This is a genomic window from Cupriavidus sp. OV096 (genome assembly GCF_900115455.1).
In the GTDB taxonomy this organism is placed as follows: domain Bacteria; phylum Pseudomonadota; class Gammaproteobacteria; order Burkholderiales; family Burkholderiaceae; genus Cupriavidus.
Genome location: NZ_FOWM01000001.1, coordinates 581,258 through 600,357, shown reverse-complemented (window position 1 = coordinate 600,357; position 19,100 = coordinate 581,258). Strand labels below are relative to the sequence as shown.

Genomic DNA, 19,100 nt, shown 5'->3' with positions numbered 1-19,100 from the left:
CCCTCCAAGGGCCTCTAGCTCATGCCTGGTTAGAGCAGCGGACTCATAATCCGTTGGTGCCGTGTTCGACTCACGGGAGGCCCACCAACTTACGTGGTAGTAAAAAAGGGGTTACGGTTGATGCCGTAACCCCTTTTTTATTGCGGATGCAGCGCGCTATGGGTTCGAGGGCACCGGCGTCTCGTCAAATGTTGGCCCGCTGCGGAGCGTATCCAGCGTCCATTTTTTGCCGATTTTCAGCTTTTGCCAGGTTTCCTTCGGCTTTTGGGATTCCCCATCGCTGCGGATTGCGCGCTGCATGCCTGTCAGCAGATTCGTGCTAACGATGTCTTCCGCCCCCGAGGCGCGGTGGCGGTGATAGTACTCATAGCCGATCAGGCGCATGGCCGCGTCTTCGTAGCGGAACTTGTATTGGGTGGTGCTCATGCTCCAGCTGCCCGCACTCATCCACATCCTGAACTGGACATTGAGCAGGCCGCGCTGAATATCGATGCTGTCGAACGGATCGTCCGCCATTGGATTATCGTGGACGGGAATGAAGTTGTTGTTCTGCGTGAGTTTTCGGAAACCGCCAGCGGGGTTCGCCAAGGCGATGACCAGCATGCGCGGATTTTGGTCTACCTCTGGCTCGCCCAGTCCCTCGTTCTTCCATTGGTAAGCCTTGTCGGTACCTTGGAGGACGATGGCCAAATCAGGCTTCCCGTCGTGATTGAGGTCACCTTCGGCAGTGCCGAGCACCTTCCATCCGTTCGGTACAAAATCGGCCGCCGTTTTCCCGCCCGGCACAACCGACGGATAAACATACGGCGGAAACTCCTGCTCCCCGCAGCCAAAACTCACGGCTGGCGCTATGGCGGCGGCAATCAGGAGAAGCGTCTTCACATTGCTAAACGGCCTGGAGAGTGTCATCGCGCTCTGGGTGTGAATGGAAAGAACGCGGACGCTATCACGCCGCAAATGCGGCGCCTATCGCACAACTACGAAAGCGCGCCGCCGAGCCGCCAAACCACCCTTAACCCGCCACGGCCGGCAGCCGGAACGATGCCACCGTCGTGCGCAGCACCCCGGCCTGTTCCTCCAGCGCCTGCGCCGCCGAGGCGGCTTCTTCCACCAGTGCGGCGTTTTGCTGCGTGACCTGGTCCATCTGGGTCACGGCCAGACTGACTTGCTCGATGCCGGCGCTCTGTTCGGTCGATGCCGCGCTGATCTCGCCCATGATGTCCGTCACGCGGCGCACGGCCTGGACCACGTCGCTCATCGTCGCGCCGGCCTGGTCGACCTGGCGTGTGCCGGCTTCGACCTCGCTCACCGTTTCATTAATCAGCTGCACGATTTCCTTGGCGGCGGTAGCCGAGCGCTGCGCCAGCGCGCGCACCTCGCCCGCCACGACGGCGAAGCCGCGGCCCTGTTCACCGGCGCGCGCCGCTTCCACGGCGGCGTTGAGCGCCAGGATGTTGGTCTGGAAGGCGATGCCTTCGATCACTCCCGTAATATCGCCAATTTTGCGCGAGGCGAGCTGGATATCGCGCATGGTGTCCACCACCCGGCGCACGTCCTCGCCGCCGCGCGAGGCGGTGTCGGACGCCCGCGTGGCCAGCGCATTGGCCTGTCGCGCGTTGTCCGCGTTCTGCTTCACGATGGACGTCAGTTCTTCCATGCTGGCGGCGGTCTGCTCGAGCGCGCTCGCCTGTTCCTCGGTCCGTTGCGAGAGGTCGAGGTTGCCGGCGGCAATCTGCTGCGTGGCGCTGGCGATGGCATCGCTGCCGCCACGCATGGTCTGGATGGCGCTTACCAGGCCGCGCTGCATCTCCTGCAGGCCGCGCGTCAGGGCGCCCATCTCGTCCTCGCTGGTTACGCGGATGGTCTGGGTCAGGTTGCCCCGAGAAATTTCGCTGAAGTTCTCAAGCATGCGGCCCAGCGGCGCCGAGATCGCGCGTTGCAGGCCGACCGCACAACCCAGTGCGGCGATGATGCCCAGGCCGATGGCACCGGCCACCATCCATTGGAAGCGCTGCGCGCGGGCCGTGGCGTGCTCGTACATCGCCTTGGCCTGGTCGCTCTGGTTGCGCTCGAGGGCGTCCACGGCGGCGGTCAGTGCGACGAACAGCGGCGGAATCGTCACCATCACCGCCTTGTCGGCGCCGGCGGCGTCGTTGGCGCGCAGCGCGGCGATCAGCGGCTCCACGCCATCGCGCAGGAAGGTCGCCCGCTTGCCTTCCACCTCGGCGGTCAGGCGCCTTTCCTCTTCCGTTTTCGGAAGTGCCTGATATTTGCTCCACGCGGCCTCGGACTTCTGCCGATAGGTCAGCGCCTTCTCGATGGTGACCGGCACGTCGGCGGCATCCGGGTGGAACACGGCGCGATCCAGTGTGGTGCGGATCACGGCGGCGTTGAGCTGGGACTTGGCCACCAGCGCCGTGGAGGCCAGCTGGTTGGTGTAGATCTCGTGGATATCGGCGCGGGAATCGCGCATGCCCACCGCGCCGATGATGCCGATGACTGTGAGCAGGGTCCCAAGCAGGGCAAGCGCGGCGTTGAGACGTAGGCGGATGGAGAGCTTGTTGAACATGGCACGGCCAGGTTGATGACGATGACGCCTTTAACGGTCGCCAACCTGATCCGCTGAAGCCCCGATTGACAATGTCGACAAAGGTCGACAGGAATTCAGCAGCGCCCCACAAAACCGTTGGCATCCGTACGTGCCCAACGCATCATATGGGGATCGGAATTTCCCTATGACTGTCCTTCCACGGAGCGCAGAAACATGAGACTGATCGGTATGCTCGATTCCCCGTACGTGCGGCGCGCGGCCATCTCGCTGGCCTTGCTCGACGTGCCGTTCCGGCATGAATCGGTATCGGTGTTCAGCACCTTCGAGCAGTTCCGGGCGATCAATCCGGTGGTCAAGGCGCCTTCGCTGGTCTGCGACGACGGCACCGTGCTGATGGATTCCACGCTGATCATCGACTACGCGGAAGCGGTGGCACGGCGCAGTCTCATGCCGTCTGAGCTGGGCGCGCGCCAGCGGGCGCTGCGCAACATCGGCCTGGCGCTGGCCGCGTGCGAAAAGGCCGTGCAGGATGTCTACGAGCACAACCTGCGCCCGGCCGAGAAGCAGCACCAGCCCTGGCTGGACCGCGTGGACGGGCAGCTCGCTCGCGCCTATGCGCTGCTGGAACAGGAAATTTCAACCTGCGCCGTGCCGGCCGATGCCAGCACGCTGACCCAGGCGGACGTGACCACCGCTGTGGTCTGGACCTTCACCCAGGCGCTGCTGCCGGGAAAGGTGACGCCGGCGCAACATCCGTCGCTCGCGGCATTCACCGCCGCCTTAGAGCAATTCGACGTTTTCCGCAATTGGCCACACGCCTGAAGGTGCGCCCGTTCGGAGGTGCGATACCCCACCAATTTCCCCACAAATGGGTGATGTCGGCGGAGGGACCTTCGCGCAAGATAGTCCGGGGGCAACAGGATCCTTGCCCCGCTACCACTTCAGCCCCGCGACCTCCCCGGCCTGCGGGGCTCTTTCATTCCGGGGACCGGTTTCGGATGCTTCCTATCGGGCGCGCAGGATCGTCTCGATCTTCTCCGCCGCCGCGCGCAGTGGGGGCAAGTAGTGCGATTCCAGATAGGCCTGGTTGCGGCTGCCCAGCACCATGCTGAGCCCCAGGCCGGCCACGGTCTTGCCGGTCTGGTCGCGTAGCGGCACGGAGATCCCGGCGAAGCCATCGACCAGTTCACTGATCAGCGTGCAGAAGCCATCCGCTCGAACTTGTTCGAGCTTGCGCGCCAGCGCCGCCCGCGAGTCGATCGTGAACGGCGTCAGCTTGCGCAGTTCGGCGGATTCCAGATAGGTCACCAGCGCCGCGTCGTCCAGCCCCGCCAGCAGCACGCGGCCCAGCGAGTGGGCGTAGGCGGGCATGCGGCGGCCGATGGCCATGTCCACGCGCAGCATCTGGCTCGGCTCCTCGCGCGCCACCAGCACCACCGAGTCGCGGTCGAACATGCCGATCGAGCAGCTTTCGCCCGCCTCGGCACAGAGCGCCTGCAAATAGGGCCGGGCCAGTTGCGGCAGGTTCATCGAGGCAAAATAGGCATAGCCGAGGTCCATCACCTTGGGCGTCAGCGCAAAGTAACGGCCGTCCTGCGCCAGGTAGCCGTTGTGCTCGAGCGTCAGCAGCAGCCGGCGCGCGGCGGCGCGGGTCACGTCAAGTTGCTCGGCCACTTCCTGCATGGTCAGCCGTTCCACGCCGCTCGCGTACAGGCGCAGCAGCGCCAGCCCCTTGGTGAGCGAATCGAGCAGCTCGTCCTTTTTCGGGGCGTCGTGGGGAACGTCGTTGGCAGCGGTGGCGTCGGAGCGCGTCATGCGAGGGTCGGGAAGGGCCGATAAAGGGCCAGACGAAGGGGAAAGTCAGGGTTTGTCGGGATGCGGCGCACACTTGCGTCCGGGCGTCCGATCCGTATGATAGGCGTTTTGCGAACATTTGTTCGGGAATCGTGGGTCAGTAGAAACCACGACACAAGAAGAACCAGGAGACAGCAATGAAGGTGATCACCACCCGGCAGGCGGCCGAGCTTGTCCAGAGCGGCTGGACCGTGGCCAGCGCAGGCTTCGTGGGCGCTGGGCATGCCGAGGGCGTGACCGAGGCGCTGGAGTCGCGCTTCCTGCAGGACGGCCTGCCGCGAGACCTGACGCTGGTCTATTCGGCCGGCCAGGGCGACCGCGGCGCGCGCGGGGTGAATCACTTCGGCAATGCCGGCATGACCCGGACCATCGTCGGCGGTCACTGGCGCTCGGCCACGCGGCTGGCCACGCTTGCCATGAACGAGGACTGCGAGGGCTTCAACCTGCCGCAGGGCGTGCTGACCCACTTGTATCGGGCCATCGCCGGCGGCAAGCCGGGCGTGATGACGAAGGTCGGCCTCCATACCTTCGTCGATCCGCGCACCGCGCAGGATGCGCGCTACCACGGCGGCGCCATCAACCAGCGCGCGCACGACGCCATCGCGGCAGGCCGCGCCAACTGGGTCGAAGCGGTCGATTTCCGGGGCGACGAATACCTGTTCTATCCGAGCTTTCCGATTCATTGCGCGCTGATCCGCTGCACCGCCTCGGACACGCGCGGCAACCTGAGCACGCATCGCGAGGCGTTCCACCACGAGCTGCTGGCGATGGCGCAGGCCGCGCACAACTCGGGCGGCATCGTGATCGCGCAGGTGGAGTCGATCGTCGATTACCACGAGAACCTCCAGGCCATTCACGTGCCGGGCATCCTCGTCGATTACGTGGTGGTCAGCGAGGAGCCGGCGCACCATCAGATGACGTTCGCCGAGACCTATAACGCCGCCTATGTCACGCCGTGGCGCGGGGAGGCCGCTGCGGCGGCCGAAGCGGCCCGCGAGGCCGAGGCGCTGCCGGCCACCGCCGCGCCGCTCGACGCCCGCACCATCGTCCAGCGCCGCGCCGCGATGGAGATCGCGCGCCGCCAGCCGCGCGTGGTCAACCTCGGCGTGGGCATGCCCGCCGCCGTGGGCGCGCTCGCGCACCAGGCCGGGCTCGGCGGCTTCACGCTGACCGTGGAGGCGGGCCCCATCGGCGGCACGCCGGCGGATGGCCTGAGCTTCGGCGCCTCCGCCTACCCCGAGGCCGTGGTGGACCAGCCAGCCCAGTTCGATTTCTACGAGGGCGGCGGCATCGACCTGGCCATCCTCGGCCTGGCCGAACTCGACGGCCACGGCAACGTCAACGTGAGCAAGTTTGGCGAAGGCGAGGGCGCGCTGATCGCGGGCGTGGGCGGCTTTATCAACATCACCCAGAGCGCCCGCGCGCTGGTCTTCATGGGCACGCTGACGGCGGGCGGACTCGAGATCCGCGTCGAGGACGACCAGCTGCGCATCGTGCGCGAAGGCCGCGTCAAGAAGATCGTGCCCGAGGTGTCTCACCTGAGCTTCAACGGCCCGTACGTGGCCTCGCTCGGCGTGCCGGTGCTGTACGTGACCGAGCGCGCGGTGTTCGAGATGCGCGCCGACGCAAATGGCGAAGCGCGCCTGACGCTGGTGGAAATCGCCCCGGGCATGGACCTGCAGCGCGATGTGCTCGACCAATGCGCCACCCCCGTGGCCGTGGCCGATGACCTGCGCCAGATGGACCCGCGCCTGTTCCGCCCGGGCGTGATGACGCTCTGAATCTCGCGCGGTATCTATTAGTTAGTCAGTCGAAGAAGCAAGCCGGCCACGACCGGCCCATTGGAGGAAACACCGTGCATTACCAACGTCGTCGTTTTACGATTTCCGCGCTCGCGCTGTCCGTCGCCGCCACGCTGCCGCTGCTCGCCGCGCCCGCGCTGGCCCAGCAGGGCTACCCGGACAAGCCGATCCGCCTGATCGTGCCGTTCCCGGCCGGCGGCCCGACCGACACCGCCGCGCGCATCATCGGCCAGAAGATGGGCGAGAGCCTGAAGCAGACCGTGGTGATCGACAACCGCCCGGGCGCCTCGGGCACCATCGGCGCCGAGGCCGTGGCCAAGGCCGCGCCTGATGGCTACACGCTGCTGATGCTGGCCACGCCGACGCTGCTGGCCCCGCACCTGATTCCGCGCAAGAGCTACGACCTGTTCAAGGACCTCACGCCGGTGGGCGCGGCCTATGAGCTGCCGATCGTAATGGTGGTCAATCCGCAGTCGATGCCCGATGTGACCGACCTGCAGCAGTACATCGCCAAGGTCAAGGCCAAGCCCGGCGAGTTCAACTACACCAGCGCCGGTAATGGCAGCTTCGGCCATCTGTCGACGGAACTGCTGAAGAACCTCGGCCATTTCGACGTCCAGCACGTGCCGTACAAGGGCAGCGCGCCGGCGATTTCCGACCTGCTGGCCGGCCAGGTGCCGATGATGTTCGCGGACATGATCGCGGCGCTGCCGCACATCAAGGCCGGCAAGCTGCGGCCGATCGCGGTGGGCTCGGCCAAGCGCGTCAGCTTCACGCCCGATGTGAAGACGGTGGCGGAGCAGGGCTTCCCGGGCTTCGATGCGTCGTCGTGGGGCGGGCTGCTGGTGCCGGCCGGCACGCCGAAGGAGATCGTCGCCAAGCTCTCCGCTGAACTGAAGGCTGCGCTGGCCGATCCGACCGTCCAGCAGAAGATGCTGGGCGCCGGCACGGTGGCGTCCTACATGCCGCCCGATCAGCTCGCCACGCGCATGCGCAACGACTATGCGAAATGGGGCAAGGTGATCAAGGACAACAATATCAAGAGCGACTGAGGCTGGCCGTCGATTCAGACGGCCGTTTGGCGGTTCCTCGCCTATACCGGAGCGGAGCGGGGCGGGGGATGGGGCGGACCTTTGCCGATCAACATGTCGAACTTCGTTGATATTCCGGCCCTATCCTCCAACCCCTCTCCCTCCGGGAGCGGGGCGCCGCCAGTTGTTCAGCCCTGTGCCTGCAAGGTCTGCGCGTACTGCGACACGCCGTTCAGGTCGCGCAGATCCACGGTCAGCGCGCGCGAGGCCGGATCGATATTGATCTCGCCGAAAAACTGGAAACCGGCCAGCGGCGACAGGTTCTGCGCGGTCGGCGCCTTCTGAAACACCACGCGCGGCCCGAAGGTGTTGTCGAGCGGATTGGGACCGAAGCTGCCCGCGTTGAGCGGCCCCGCCACGAATTCCCAGAACGGATCGAAATCCCGGTAGACGGCCCGCTCGGGCGCGTAGTGGTGCGCGGCGCAGTAGTGCACGTCGGCGGTGATCCACACCACGTTCTTCAGGCCGGCCTGGCGCATCCGCGTCAGCAGCCGCGCGGTTTCCAGTTCGCGGCCCAGCGCCGGGCCGTCGCCATTGGCGATGGCCTCCCAGCGCGCGCGGCCCTGTGCATCCTTGCCATCGGGCACGCCGAGGCCGATCGGCATATCTGCTGCAATCACCTTCCACGTGGCGCGCGATGCCACCAGTTCCGCCATCAGCCATTCCAGCTGCGCGTTGCCGAGGAAAGGCGTGTCCTTGCCTTCCACGGTTTCGCGGTTGTAGCCGTTCGGGCCCCGGAAGCTGCGCATGTCGAGCACAAACACATCGAGCAGGGGGCCCTGGGCGATGCGGCGATGCACGCGCTCGTCCAGCCCCCGGCGGTGCCAGCGCATCGGCGCGTTCTCGAGGAAGGCACGCCGGCCGCGCGCCACCAGCACGCTGACGTCCTTCTCGGTGTAGCGCGCATCGCCGGACAGATCCTTCGACGCGGACCAGTTGTTGGTCACCTCGTGGTCATCCCACTGCCAGATCTGCGGCACCTGCCGGGCGAAGCGGCGCACGTTCTCGTCGAGCATGTTGTAGCGATGGCGGCCCCGGAATTCCTTCAGGGTCTCGGCCACCTTGCTGACTTCCTCGGTGACGACGTTCTTCCAGATCCGGCCGCCCTCGGCCTTCTGCTCGGCCTGGATGGGGCTGTCGGCGTAGATCGTGTCGCCGCTGTGAATAAAGAAGTCAGGGTTGCGCTGGCGCATGGCGTCGTAGATGCGCATGCCGCCCAGTTCCGGATTGATGCCCCAGCCCTGGCCGACCGTATCGCCGGACCAGACGAAGCGCACGGGGCGGTCGGCGGCCAGCGAGGGGGTGCGGAAGCTGCCGTCCAGCCACGGACCCAGTCCGCGCCGCTCGCGCGGGGTCTCGAACGCCACGCGCACGAAATACGGCTGGCCCGGCGCCAGGCCGGTCAGCAGCGTGCGGGCGGTGAGGTCGGTCTCGGCGCTGGCCAGCGGCCCGGAGAGGCGGGCGGCGTTGCGGAACGACGGGTCGGTGCTGTATTCGACGACCATCCGCGCCGGGCGGTCGGCGCGGGCCCAGACTACGAGGCCGTCATCCGAGGGATCGCCCAGCTGAATGCCTGCCGGCGCACTGGGCCGGGCCGAGGACACCACGGCCGGTGCGGCGATCAATGTGCCGCTTAGTGCACTCAAGCCGACACCCAGACCCAGAAAGCGGCTCGATGTGCGCAGGAAGCGCCGACGGGCCAGATCGGTCGGGGAGGGCGCAAGTTGTGGCGTATTCGGCATGAATGGGTCTGGAATCGGGGTCAGGTGGGCCGCTGTCGGCACATCGTCGGGCCAGTATCGTCGCCGCACCATGTGACACGGCGTTGACATGACATCTGGCGATACTCACGATGCACCGGGCACTGATGGTAGAATCCAAGTCTTTGATTTTCTGGGCAATTGCCGATCGTGACCCAACGCCCCGCGTTGGCGCAGCCCGGCATGCCTTTCTCGAGACGCGTGTCAGTTGGCGCGGGCCTCGCCCGCCAGACACCGAAACCATGACGATGACGACCACCCCAGACCAGACCCCAGCCGCAGAGCAAACGTTCGAAAGCTTCGGGCTGGATTCGCGCATCCTGCGCGCCTTGACCGAACAGGGCTACACCACGCCGACGCCGATCCAGGCGCAGGCCATTCCGGTGGTCCTCCTCGGCAAGGACGTGATGGGCGCCGCGCAGACCGGCACCGGCAAGACGGCAGGCTTCGCGCTGCCGATCATCCAGAGCCTGCTGCCGATGTCGAACGCGAGTGCCTCGCCCGCGCGCCACCCGGTGCGTGCGCTGATGCTGACGCCGACGCGCGAACTGGCCGATCAGGTCTACGACAACGTGGCGCGCTACGCCAAGCATACCGACCTGCGCAGCACCGTGGTCTTCGGCGGCGTAGACATGAACCCGCAGACCGATGCGCTGCGCCGTGGCGTGGAAATCCTCGTCGCCACGCCGGGCCGCCTGCTGGACCACGTGCAGCAGAAGTCGGTGAACCTGTCGCAGGTGCAGATGCTGGTGCTGGACGAAGCCGACCGCATGCTCGACATGGGCTTCCTGCCGGACCTGCAGCGCATCATCAACCTGCTGCCGGCCCAGCGCCAGACGCTGCTGTTCTCGGCCACGTTCTCGCCGGAAATCAAGCGGCTGGCCTCGAGCTACCTGAAGCAGCCGGTGACGATCGAAGTGGCGCGCAGCAACTCGACCAACGAGAACGTGCGCCAGATGGTCTACCGCGTGGAAGACGGCCACAAGCAGGCCGCCGTGGTGCACCTGCTCAAGCAGCGCGCGTCGGAAACCGATTCGCGCCAGTGCATCGTGTTCGTCAACAGCAAGATCGGCTGCTCGCGCCTGGCGCGTCACCTGGAGCGCGAGGGCATCAACGCCGCCGCCATCCACGGCGACAAGACCCAGACCGAACGCATGCAGACGCTGGAAGGCTTCAAGACCGGCACGATCGACGCCCTGGTGGCTACCGACGTGGCCGCCCGTGGCCTGGACATCCCGGCCATGCCGTGCGTGATCAACTTCGACCTGCCGTACAGCGCGGAAGACTATGTGCACCGCATCGGCCGTACGGGCCGGGCTGGCGCCAGCGGCGATGCGCTCTCGATCTACGTGCAGGGCGGCGATGACCGCCTGCTGGCCGATATCGAGAAACTGATCAAGCGCAGCATTCCGCGCGGCGAGCTGAATGGCTTCGACCCGACCGGCGAGCGTGCGCGCACAGAGGAAACGGACCGTCGTCGCCAGCGTGCCGATGTGCGCCGCACCCGTGACAACGGCGGTGAAGCGGCGGCGGAGGCGGAAGCCGTGCCGGGCCGTCGTCGCCGCACCGAAAGCGGTGGCCGTCAGGCGTTCCGTCCGTCGGACGATCCGTTCTTCTCGCGCCCGTACGAGCCGTCGAACCATCACGCCAACGCGCAGCCGGCCGACGAGCAACTGGCTGCCGCGCTGAGCCGTGGCCGCCCGGCGCCGAAGCGTCCCGTGGCCGCGCTGCTGGGCGGCGCGCCGCGCAAGTCGTAACAGACTGCCCGGGCAACAAAAAATGGCACCTTCGGGTGCCATTTTTGTTTGGTGCGCGAGGTTCTGAAGAGCGCCCGGTCAGCGCTGCATCACCGCCCACTGCCCGGTTGCCGCCGCCAGCCAGCCCGGCACGCTAGTCTCGCCATTGGCGATGCCGAGATGCGTCCCGGCCATGCGCAGCGCTTCCAGCGGCGCGGCCGTGTCGATGGCCTGCGCGCCGCTCTGCTTACTGAGTTTCTCGCCATCGGCATTCACCACCACGGGCACGTGCAGGTAGGACGGCGTGGGCAGGCCCAGCAGATGTTGCAGATGGATCTGGCGCGGCGTGGAGTCGAGGAGGTCGGACCCGCGCACGATATGGGTGATGCCTTGCGCGGCGTCGTCGACCACGACGGCGAGCTGGTAGGCCCACAGGCCGTCCGCGCGGCGCAGGACGAAATCGCCGAGTTCCGTTTCCAGGTCCTGGCACTGGCGACCCTGCCAGCGGTCGTCGAAACAGATCATGGCGGCCGGGCCGTCCGGCACGCGCACCCGCCACGCGCGTGGCAGCTTGCCGTGCAGGCCGTTGCGGCAGGTGCCGGGGTAGCCGAGCGTCTGGTGGCGCTCGCGCACATGGATCAGCGAGTCGGCGATCTCCTTGCGCGAGCAGCCGCAGGGGTAGAGCTGGCCGCTGGCGTCGAGGCGGCGCAGCGCGTCGCCGTACAGCGACTCGCGGCGGCTCTGCCATTCGGGCGCCTCGTCGGCGTGCAGCCCGAGCCGTTCCAGGGTCTGCAGGATGTCGAAATCGGCGCCCTTCACGCAGCGCGGATAGTCGATGTCCTCGATGCGGACCAGCCAGTCGCCACCATGGGCGCGGGCGTCGAGCCAGCTGGCCAGCGCCGTGACCAGCGAGCCCAGGTGCAACGGGCCGGTGGGCGAGGGCGCAAAGCGCCCGCGATAGCGGGGCATCGGCAACTCCCTCAGGCCGGCTGGCTGGCTGGCGGCGGCTGCATCAGCGCCTGCGCAAGGCGGGGGTCTTCGAGCTTGCTGGTCCACCATTGCAGCGCCTTGCCGCGCGAGCTGGTGCGCCACGCCACCTTGAAATTGCCGGGCGCGCGCACTTCCACGGTCTCACGGGCCAGCAGCACGCCGCTTTCGATATGGGGCGCGGCCATCGGGGCCGGCAGCCAGCCGCAGCCGAGGCCACGGATCTGCGCCTCGAGCTTGTCACGCATGGTCGGCACCACCAGGACATCCTGCCCGGCCAGCACGCCGTGCGTACGCGCCGGCAGGTTGCGCGAGGTATCGCCCACGGCCACGATGCGGTGCTTGGCGATCTGCATCGTCGTCAGCGGTCCTTCCTCGGTGGCCAGCGGATGGTGCGAGGCCACCGCGAACACGAACGGCACCGACCCGAGCGGCCGCACCTGGAAGCCCTGCGTGCTGGGCGCCTCGTAGGCCCCGCCGATGACCAGATCGACCCGGTTGCTGACCAGCGCATCCCAGGCGCCGCCTAGCACTTCCTTCGAAAAGCGCAGCCGCGTGGCGGTGTTCTCGGCATAGAAATCCTGGATCACCGGCAGCAGCGCGCGAAAGTTGACGAGGTCGTCCAGGGCGATGCTGAGGTTGGCCTCCCAGCCCGTGGCGAGGCGCTTGACGCGCCGCGCGAGGTCGTCGGCCGCGTGGAGCAGGTGGCGGCCTTCGTCCAGCAGGGCGCGGCCCGCCGGGGTCAGTTCGGCGCGGTGACGGCGGCGGTCGAACAGCAGGACGTCCAGATCCTCTTCCAGCTTTCGGACCACATAGGTCAGCGCCGAGGGCACCTTGCCCATTTCGTGGGCGGCGGCGGCAAAGCTGCCCTTGCGCTCGATGGCGTCCAGGACTTCGAGGGATTCGAGGGAGAGTGGCATGTTCAGAAAATCTGAATGAATTCTTCTAACTGGGTGCCCGCCAATATACGCCGACTCCCCTAAACTGCCTAGCATCGAAACGCCGCTGACCCAAGCCAGTCCAATTGTGACAGGCAATTTTGGGAACCTCGGAGGCCACAAGGAGGGCCATCAAAATGATTGAAATCCGTAAGTCAGACGAACGCGGTTATGCGGACCATGGCTGGCTCAAGTCGTATCACAGCTTTTCCTTCGCAGATTACTACGACCCGCGTCATGTTCAGTTCGGGCCGCTGCGTGTGATCAATGAGGATCGCGTGGCGCCGGGCATGGGCTTTGGCACGCACGGCCACCGGGACATGGAAATCATCAGTTATGTGCTCGATGGCGAACTTGCGCACAAGGACAGCATCGGCAATGGCAGCGTGATCCGCCCGGGCGATGTGCAGCGAATGAGCGCCGGTACCGGCGTGCGGCACTCGGAATACAACCACGCCGCGCACGACACCACGCACTTCCTGCAGATCTGGGTGATTCCTGCCGAGAACGGCATTGAGCCGGGCTACGAGGAGCGCAATTTCCCGGTCGAGGAAAAGCGCGGCAAGCTGCGCCTCGTCGTCAGCCCGGATGGTGCTGAGGGCTCGGTGGTGATCCATCAGGACGCGCGGCTCTACGCCGGGTTGTTCGATGGGGACGAGGCCGCCACGCTGGCCATCGCCCCGGGCCGCCGTGCCTATGTGCACGTGGCGCGCGGTGCGATCACGGTCAACGGCCAGGCGCTCGGGGCCGGCGATGCTGCGAAGCTCGAAGCGGTCGAGGCCATCACCCTGACCCAAGGCAGCAAGGCCGAAGTGCTGGTCTTCGACCTGCCCTGAACGCGACGTTAGCCTGTCGTCGTCCGCCCGCCGGTGCCCCCGGCGGGCTTTTTCATGGATGCGTTTAACACCTGCTTACAGGTCTTTCCCATTGACGGTGCGGCGTGACGCTATGCTATCGTCTGGCTATACCGCAATGCGACCGGACCGGCACTTCGCCGTCGCGCCAACGTCCGTCGCCACCGTCACGCGATGACCTTTGTTTCCATTCTTCTGGCGCTGATCGCCGAACAGTTCCGAGCCTTGGGCCGGAATAACCCTATTTACGACATCGTGCGCGTACTGGGGGAGCGGGCCGAACACGCCTTCGACACGGGCCGCCCGCGCGATGCCGCGCTGGCCTGGCTGACCGCGGTGCTGCCGCTCACGCTGGCTGCCGTGCTGGTCCACTACCTGCTGGCGTCGATCAGCGTGGCGCTGACCTTGGCCTGGAACGTCCTGCTGCTCTATCTGACCCTCGGCTTCCGCCAGTTCAGCCACTTCTTCACCGATATCCACGAGGCGCTGAATCGCGACGACCCGCATACCGCGCGCACGCTGCTGCACGAGTGGACCGGGTTGGACACGGTCGACATGCCGGTCAGCGAGATCGTGCGTCACACGCTTGAGGCGGCCATCATCGCCGTCCATCGCCATGTATTTGGGGTGTTTTTCTGGTTTCTGGTGCCGATTGGCCCGGGTGGTGTCGTGCTGTACCGCACCGCCGAGTTCCTGAGCCGGCAGTGGAACCAGCCGTCGAACGAGCGCAGCCCGGCGCTGGGGCGTTTTGCCTCGCAGGCGTTCTATGTGCTGGACTGGGTACCTTCGCGGCTGACGGCGATCGGGTTTGCCATCGTCGGCAATTTCGAGGATGCCGTGTACGCGTGGCGCAACCACGCGCGCAAGTGGAATGATGCGATCAACGGCATCCTGCTCGCCAGCGGCGGCGGGGCGCTCGGCGTGCGGCTTGGCGCGCCGCTGGCCGAGGACGACTCCAGCGTGATGCTGCGCACGAGTCTGGCCGGTGTGGACTACGCGCCGGGCATGGAAGACACCGCCGAGCCGGTGCCGCCCGAGTACGGCGCCGACCCCGGCGTGCGCACGCTGCAATCGGCGGTGGGGCTGGTCTGGCGCGCGGTCATCCTGTGGATGCTGTTGCTGGCGATGGTGTCGCTAGCGCTCTGGGTGGGCTGACCGCAGCCTTCGACCAAGATCCACCAAGAAGAAACGCCACGATCGTGGCGTTTTTTTATTCCCTTGGTTTTCCCGATTACTCCCGATGCGCCCCGCAGCGCCAGAACGACGCAAACTGCGCCTCGTGCCATTCCGCGCAGCCCGTGCATTGCCAGCGTGGCCCTGGCGGCGGGTTGGCGGCGGCGTTGAGCACGGCCCAGGCGTCGGCTTCTGCCGCATCGTCGAGAATCCAGACCTGCGGCGCGCTCTCCTGGAACGGGATGTCCCCGGCCGCACCGCCCAGCCACGTGTTGCGGACCTCGGCGCGAATGCCCGCCGCCCGCAGCACGTTCTCGCAGTGCGCGGCATGAACCAGCGATGTGGACCGCAATAGCAGCTTCATCGGGCTACTCCACGGTTACCACGGCTTCTGCTGCCGGGACTCGTGCAGCAGCTGCGTGTACAGCTGATGGCGGCGCTCGGAGATCTCGCCGCCGTCGATGGCCGCCAGCACGCCGCAGCCGGGCTCGTTGATGTGATGGCAGTTATAGAACCGGCATTCGGTGAGCCTGGGCCGGAACTCGGGGAACGCGCGCTCCAGCATGCCTTCGCTGAGGTGGTGGAGGCCGAATTCCTGGAAGCCCGGCGAGTCGATCAGGTAGCCGGGCCGGCCTTCGACCGTGCCCCAGTCGGCCGGCAGGTGATAGAGCCGGGTGAACGTAGTGGTGTGCTTGCCGGAATCGAGCTTGGCCGAAATTTCACGCGTCTGCGCTTCCACGCCGGGAATCAGCAGGTTCAGCAGCGACGACTTGCCCATGCCCGACTGGCCGATCAGGATGCTCGACACCCCGGCCGTGCGCGGCTGGAGTGTCGCCAACGCCTCTTCCGGGCGGCCATGGACGGACAGCTCGACGGTGTCGTAGCCCAGGTCCTGGTAGAGCTTCAGGCGCCGCCGGGCGTCGTCCAGCCGTGCGGTCAGGTCGGTCTTGTTCAGGATGACGAGGGGACGAATCGCCAGCGCCTCCGCCGACACCAGCGCGCGGCCCAGCAGATCCTCGGAAAAACTCGGCTCCGTGGCCAGCACGATGACCACCTGGTCGATATTGGCGGCCAGCATCTTGGACTTGAACTGGTCCGAGCGATGCAGCAGGTTCTTGCGTGGCGAGACGGCGGTGATCACGCACTGGTCCGCCGCGGCCATCTCCACGGCCACGTGGTCGCCCACGGCGCAGTCGCTCTTCTTGCCGCGCGGGAACGCGTGGATCCGCGATCCGTCGCCCAACTCCACCACATAGTGGCGGCCATGGGCGGCGATGATCAGTGCGGTCTCGGAAGCTTGGCCGGTGCCCTTGCCGGCGTTGTGATGGCGCGCGTGACGGTTCATGCGTGCGCCAGCAGGCGGTCGATCCGCTGCGCCGCCGGCGGGTGCGAATAGTAGAACGCGCTATAGATGGGGTCGGGCGTCAGCGTGGACGCGTTGTCCTTGTACAGCTTGACCAGCGCGGACACGAGGTGACCGGCATTGGTCTGATGGGCCGCGAACTCGTCGGCCTCGAACTCGTGCTTGCGCGACGACTGGCTGGCCAGCGGCCCGAGCACGAAGGTGAACACCGGCAGCGCCAGGAAGAACAGCACCAGCGCCAGCGCGTGGTTGCTGGTGCCGAAGTTCGGCAGCACCCCCAGCCCCGTGTAGAACCACGCCCGCGTGGACAGCCAGCCCAGCAGCGCCAGGAACACCAGCGAGAGCGCGAAGGTCACAGCAATCATCTTGGCCACGTGGCGGCGCTTGAAGTGACCCAGCTCGTGCGCCAGCACGGCTTCCACTTCCTCGCCGTCCAGGCGGGAGAGCAGGGTGTCGAAGAAGACGATGCGCTTGGCCGCGCCGAAGCCGGTGAAGTAGGCGTTGCCGTGCGCGCTGCGCTTGCTGCCATCCATGACGAACAGGCCCTTGCTGGCAAAGCCGCACTTGCGCAGCAGCGCCTCGATGCGCTGGCGCAGGCCCTCGTCGGCCAGCGGCTCGAACTTGTTGAAGAGCGGGGCGATGAAGGTCGGCACGATCACCTGCAGCAGCAGGCTGAAGGCCATCCACAGCAGCCAGGTCCAGACCCACCAGTAGGTGCCGGCGCGCTCCATCAGCCACAACACGGCCAGCAGCAGCGGCAGGCCCAGCACGCAGGCGACCAGCGTCATCTTGGCGAGGTCGAGCAGCCACAGGCCGAACGTCATCTTGTTGAAGCCGAAGCGCTGCTCGATGCCGAACTGGCCATATAGCGAAAACGGCAGGTCGACCAGGCCGCCGATCAGCGCCACGCTGGCAATCAGCGCCACGCCGTACAGGTAGCCGCCGCCGTCGAACACACCGAGCCAGAAGTGGTTCAGCGCGTGCAGCCCGCCCAGCATGGTGAAGCCGATCAGCACGGCGGCGCCGGCCAGCACCTCCAGCATCGACAGCCGCGTGCGGGCGATGGTGTAGTCGGCGGCCTTCTGGTGGGCGGAGAGCGTGATGGTGTCGGCGAAGCGGGCCGGCACGGCGCCGCGATGGCGGCCGACATGGCGCACCTGGCGCGCGGCCAGCCAGAGCTTGGTCAGCACCATGACGACCAGCGCGGCCAGGAAAATCAACGTGAACATCGGCAAGGCCATAGTAGTTTCGCGAAAGTCGCTCGGTGAGACTGCCGACCGGCGGCGAGGGTACGCAGCCGGGCAATTGTGGCGGATATGCGAGAATTATAAATTGTTCGCGCCGGACGCCTGTCCGGCCGGTTTTCTTCCTGTCCCCAATATCGAGCCGTACCCAGATGACTAGCCCAGCCGCCACCTCCGTCAAAAGTGAAAACAACCTCATCTGGTTGGATATGGAAATGACCGGCCTGCAGCCGGATTCCGACCGGATTATCGAGGTTGCCGTGGTGGTGACCGACTCCGAACTCAATATCCTGGCCGAAGGGCCGGTGCTGGTGATCCATCAGGCCGACGCCGTGCTCGACGGCATGGACAACTGGAACAAGGGCACGCACGGCCGCTCGGGCCTGATCGACAAGGTCAAGGCGTCCACGCTCACCGAGGCGCAGGCCGAAGCCGAACTGCTGGCGTTCCTGAAGCGCTGGGTGCCGGCCGGCAAGTCGCCGATGTGCGGCAATTCGATCTGCCAGGACCGCCGCTTCATGGCGCGTTACATGCCGAAGCTGGAATCGTTCTTCCACTACCGGAACCTCGATGTTTCCACGCTGAAGGAACTCTGCAAGCGCTGGGAGCCGGCCATCCACAAGGGTTTCGCCAAGCGCCAGCTGCACACGGCGCTGGCCGATATCCTGGAGTCGGTGGAGGAACTGCGCTACTACCGCACGCACTTTATCAAGGCGTCCACGCCGGCCGCCACGGAAACCCCGGCGGCGCCCGCTGCGCCCACCGCCCCGGCAGCCTAAGACAGAACAAGAACCCCGCGGGCCGGCCAGTCCTTCCGCTTGACGGGGAGGGGCCCCGGCTACGCCGCCCCTTCCGCCATGTTCACCCGTATCGTTTCGATCATTACGCCGGTCATCCTGATCATCCTGGTCGGATGGCTCTACGGCCGGCGCGCCCACCCAGACATGACCGGCATCAACCGCGCCACGCTCGACGTGATCGCGCCGCTGCTGGTGGTCTCGGCCTTCGTCAGCAAGGATTTCGTGCTGGCGGACCAGTTGGCGCTGCTTGGCTGCGCGGTGGCGGTGGTGATCGGCTCCGGCATCCTTGCGTGGATCGTCGCCCGGCTGATCAAGGCCGATCCGCGCACCTTCGTGCCGCCGATGATGTTCAACAACAGCGGCAACATGGGCCTGCCGCTGTCGGTCTTCGCGTTCGGCCCGGCCGGGCTGGCGCCGGCGGTGGCGCTGTTCGCGGCGTCGAATCTGATGCACTTTACGCTGGGGCTCAAGATCGTCAACCGGCATGCCTCGCTGACGCAGATCGCCCGCAACCCGATGGTGCTGGCCACCGTGGCCGGCGTGGCGCTGTCGCTGGCGCGGCCGTGGTTCACGCTGCCCGAGCCGGTTTTCGAGTCGATCAAGCTGCTGGGCGATGCCACGGTGCCGCTGATGCTGTTCGCGCTCGGCGTGCGGATGAAGGACGTCAGCCTGCGGAACTGGGGGATGGGGTTGCTGGGCGCGGCGGTGTGCCCGCTGGTGGGCATTGCGGTGGCGTTGCCGCTGGCGCTGTGGGTCCCGCTGACCGATCTCCAGCGCGGGCTGCTGTTCGTCTTCGCGGCCCTGCCGCCGGCGGTGCTCAACTTCCTGGTGGCCGACCATTTCCGGCAAGAGCCGGATCAGGTGGCCTCCATCGTGCTGCTCGGCAACATCGGGGCCGTGGTGTTCGTGCCCATCGGGCTCTACCTCGGCCTGAAGTAGCCGTTCTC

17 protein-coding genes and 1 tRNA gene are annotated in these 19,100 nt (G+C 66.6%); 9 read left to right on the top strand and 9 right to left on the bottom strand.

Annotated elements, in window-relative coordinates; genetic code table 11:
• The first annotated feature begins 8 nt into the window (after positions 1–8).
• Positions 9–87, top strand: a tRNA-Ile gene (locus tag BM115_RS02780).
• Between the two features lie 69 nt (positions 88–156).
• On the opposite strand, the gene BM115_RS02775 is transcribed toward BM115_RS02780, so the two are convergent.
• Both BM115_RS02775 and BM115_RS02770 read right to left on the bottom strand, forming a co-directional pair.
• Complete coding sequence (locus tag BM115_RS02775; protein ID WP_143093844.1) at positions 157–909, bottom strand: hypothetical protein; 753 nt, start codon at positions 907–909, stop codon at positions 157–159.
• Positions 910–1,012: 103 nt separating this feature from the next.
• Positions 1,013–2,569, bottom strand: coding sequence for a methyl-accepting chemotaxis protein (locus BM115_RS02770; protein ID WP_092290340.1), 1,557 nt, complete (start codon positions 2,567–2,569; stop codon positions 1,013–1,015).
• Between the two features lie 195 nt (positions 2,570–2,764).
• Between BM115_RS02770 and BM115_RS02765 the strand changes: the two genes are divergently transcribed.
• Entirely contained in the window at positions 2,765–3,373 is a 609-nt protein-coding gene (locus BM115_RS02765) for a glutathione S-transferase (protein WP_092290338.1), read from the top strand.
• A 183-nt stretch (positions 3,374–3,556) separates the two neighbouring features.
• Here the strand turns inward: BM115_RS02765 and BM115_RS02760 are convergent, their stop codons facing one another.
• Positions 3,557–4,366 (bottom strand): IclR family transcriptional regulator domain-containing protein, encoded by an 810-nt coding sequence (locus tag BM115_RS02760; protein ID WP_092290336.1) that lies wholly within the window; start codon positions 4,364–4,366, stop codon positions 3,557–3,559.
• A gap of 176 nt (positions 4,367–4,542) precedes the next feature.
• Here BM115_RS02760 and BM115_RS02755 point away from each other — a divergent pair, with 176 nt between their 5' ends.
• Both BM115_RS02755 and BM115_RS02750 read left to right on the top strand, forming a co-directional pair.
• Positions 4,543–6,186 carry an acyl CoA:acetate/3-ketoacid CoA transferase gene (locus tag BM115_RS02755; RefSeq protein WP_092290334.1) on the top strand — a complete coding sequence of 548 codons (1,644 nt, stop codon included), beginning with the start codon at positions 4,543–4,545 and terminating at the stop codon, positions 6,184–6,186.
• Positions 6,187–6,260: 74 nt separating this feature from the next.
• Complete coding sequence (locus tag BM115_RS02750) at positions 6,261–7,259, top strand: Bug family tripartite tricarboxylate transporter substrate binding protein (RefSeq protein ID WP_092290332.1); 999 nt, start codon at positions 6,261–6,263, stop codon at positions 7,257–7,259.
• 167 nt (positions 7,260–7,426) lie between these two features.
• Here the strand turns inward: BM115_RS02750 and BM115_RS02745 are convergent, their stop codons facing one another.
• Positions 7,427–9,040, bottom strand: coding sequence for an alkaline phosphatase D family protein (locus BM115_RS02745; RefSeq protein WP_092290330.1), 1,614 nt, complete (start codon positions 9,038–9,040; stop codon positions 7,427–7,429).
• Positions 9,041–9,300: 260 nt separating this feature from the next.
• Between BM115_RS02745 and BM115_RS02740 the strand changes: the two genes are divergently transcribed.
• Positions 9,301–10,815 (top strand): DEAD/DEAH box helicase, encoded by a 1,515-nt coding sequence (locus BM115_RS02740; RefSeq protein WP_092290328.1) that lies wholly within the window; start codon positions 9,301–9,303, stop codon positions 10,813–10,815.
• A gap of 78 nt (positions 10,816–10,893) precedes the next feature.
• Here the strand turns inward: BM115_RS02740 and gluQRS are convergent, their stop codons facing one another.
• Both gluQRS and BM115_RS02730 read right to left on the bottom strand, forming a co-directional pair.
• Positions 10,894–11,763, bottom strand: coding sequence for a tRNA glutamyl-Q(34) synthetase GluQRS (gluQRS, locus tag BM115_RS02735; protein ID WP_092290326.1), 870 nt, complete (start codon positions 11,761–11,763; stop codon positions 10,894–10,896).
• An 11-nt stretch (positions 11,764–11,774) separates the two neighbouring features.
• Positions 11,775–12,701: a LysR family transcriptional regulator gene (locus BM115_RS02730; protein WP_092290324.1), complete on the bottom strand. Its 927-nt coding sequence runs from the start codon at positions 12,699–12,701 to the stop codon at positions 11,775–11,777.
• Between the two features lie 155 nt (positions 12,702–12,856).
• On the opposite strand from BM115_RS02730, the gene BM115_RS02725 reads away from it, so the two are divergent.
• Complete coding sequence (locus BM115_RS02725) at positions 12,857–13,555, top strand: pirin family protein (protein ID WP_092290322.1); 699 nt, start codon at positions 12,857–12,859, stop codon at positions 13,553–13,555.
• A 192-nt stretch (positions 13,556–13,747) separates the two neighbouring features.
• The gene (locus BM115_RS02720; RefSeq protein WP_092290320.1) at positions 13,748–14,728 is read left to right on the top strand and encodes a CobD/CbiB family protein; all 981 of its coding nucleotides are present in this window, start codon (positions 13,748–13,750) and stop codon (positions 14,726–14,728) included.
• Between the two features lie 76 nt (positions 14,729–14,804).
• Here the strand turns inward: BM115_RS02720 and BM115_RS02715 are convergent, their stop codons facing one another.
• The 3 genes from BM115_RS02715 to BM115_RS02705 are packed head-to-tail and all read right to left on the bottom strand — an operon-like array spanning position 14,805 to position 17,338.
• Positions 14,805–15,110, bottom strand: coding sequence for a putative signal transducing protein (locus tag BM115_RS02715; RefSeq protein ID WP_092290318.1), 306 nt, complete (start codon positions 15,108–15,110; stop codon positions 14,805–14,807).
• Between the two features lie 15 nt (positions 15,111–15,125).
• Positions 15,126–16,091 (bottom strand): ribosome small subunit-dependent GTPase A, encoded by a 966-nt coding sequence (rsgA, locus tag BM115_RS02710; protein WP_092290316.1) that lies wholly within the window; start codon positions 16,089–16,091, stop codon positions 15,126–15,128.
• The gene (locus tag BM115_RS02705) at positions 16,088–17,338 is read right to left on the bottom strand and encodes a M48 family metallopeptidase (RefSeq protein WP_092290865.1); all 1,251 of its coding nucleotides are present in this window, start codon (positions 17,336–17,338) and stop codon (positions 16,088–16,090) included. The genes rsgA and BM115_RS02705 overlap by 4 nt, the downstream gene beginning before the upstream one ends.
• Positions 17,339–17,505: 167 nt before the next feature.
• On the opposite strand from BM115_RS02705, the gene orn reads away from it, so the two are divergent.
• Positions 17,506–18,132 carry an oligoribonuclease gene (orn, locus tag BM115_RS02700; protein ID WP_092290314.1) on the top strand — a complete coding sequence of 209 codons (627 nt, stop codon included), beginning with the start codon at positions 17,506–17,508 and terminating at the stop codon, positions 18,130–18,132.
• A 78-nt stretch (positions 18,133–18,210) separates the two neighbouring features.
• Positions 18,211–19,092 (top strand): AEC family transporter, encoded by an 882-nt coding sequence (locus BM115_RS02695; protein ID WP_092290312.1) that lies wholly within the window; start codon positions 18,211–18,213, stop codon positions 19,090–19,092.
• The last annotated feature ends 8 nt before the right edge of the window (positions 19,093–19,100 follow it).

Bases quoted from the DNA above. Each gene is read 5' to 3' on its own strand.
- BM115_RS02775 (WP_143093844.1), bottom strand. From the start codon at position 909: ATGACACTCTCCAGGCCGTTTAGCAATGTGAAGACGCTTCTCCTGATT.
- BM115_RS02770 (WP_092290340.1), bottom strand. From the start codon at position 2,569: ATGTTCAACAAGCTCTCCATCCGCCTACGTCTCAACGCCGCGCTTGCC.
- BM115_RS02765 (WP_092290338.1), top strand. From the start codon at position 2,765: ATGAGACTGATCGGTATGCTCGATTCCCCGTACGTGCGGCGCGCGGCC.
- BM115_RS02760 (WP_092290336.1), bottom strand. From the start codon at position 4,366: ATGACGCGCTCCGACGCCACCGCTGCCAACGACGTTCCCCACGACGCC.
- BM115_RS02755 (WP_092290334.1), top strand. From the start codon at position 4,543: ATGAAGGTGATCACCACCCGGCAGGCGGCCGAGCTTGTCCAGAGCGGC.
- BM115_RS02745 (WP_092290330.1), bottom strand. From the start codon at position 9,040: ATGCCGAATACGCCACAACTTGCGCCCTCCCCGACCGATCTGGCCCGT.
- BM115_RS02740 (WP_092290328.1), top strand. From the start codon at position 9,301: ATGACGATGACGACCACCCCAGACCAGACCCCAGCCGCAGAGCAAACG.
- gluQRS (WP_092290326.1), bottom strand. From the start codon at position 11,763: ATGCCCCGCTATCGCGGGCGCTTTGCGCCCTCGCCCACCGGCCCGTTG.
- BM115_RS02730 (WP_092290324.1), bottom strand. From the start codon at position 12,701: ATGCCACTCTCCCTCGAATCCCTCGAAGTCCTGGACGCCATCGAGCGC.
- BM115_RS02725 (WP_092290322.1), top strand. From the start codon at position 12,857: ATGATTGAAATCCGTAAGTCAGACGAACGCGGTTATGCGGACCATGGC.
- BM115_RS02720 (WP_092290320.1), top strand. From the start codon at position 13,748: ATGACCTTTGTTTCCATTCTTCTGGCGCTGATCGCCGAACAGTTCCGA.
- BM115_RS02715 (WP_092290318.1), bottom strand. From the start codon at position 15,110: ATGAAGCTGCTATTGCGGTCCACATCGCTGGTTCATGCCGCGCACTGC.
- rsgA (WP_092290316.1), bottom strand. From the start codon at position 16,091: ATGAACCGTCACGCGCGCCATCACAACGCCGGCAAGGGCACCGGCCAA.
- BM115_RS02705 (WP_092290865.1), bottom strand. From the start codon at position 17,338: ATGTTCACGTTGATTTTCCTGGCCGCGCTGGTCGTCATGGTGCTGACC.
- orn (WP_092290314.1), top strand. From the start codon at position 17,506: ATGACTAGCCCAGCCGCCACCTCCGTCAAAAGTGAAAACAACCTCATC.
- BM115_RS02695 (WP_092290312.1), top strand. From the start codon at position 18,211: ATGTTCACCCGTATCGTTTCGATCATTACGCCGGTCATCCTGATCATC.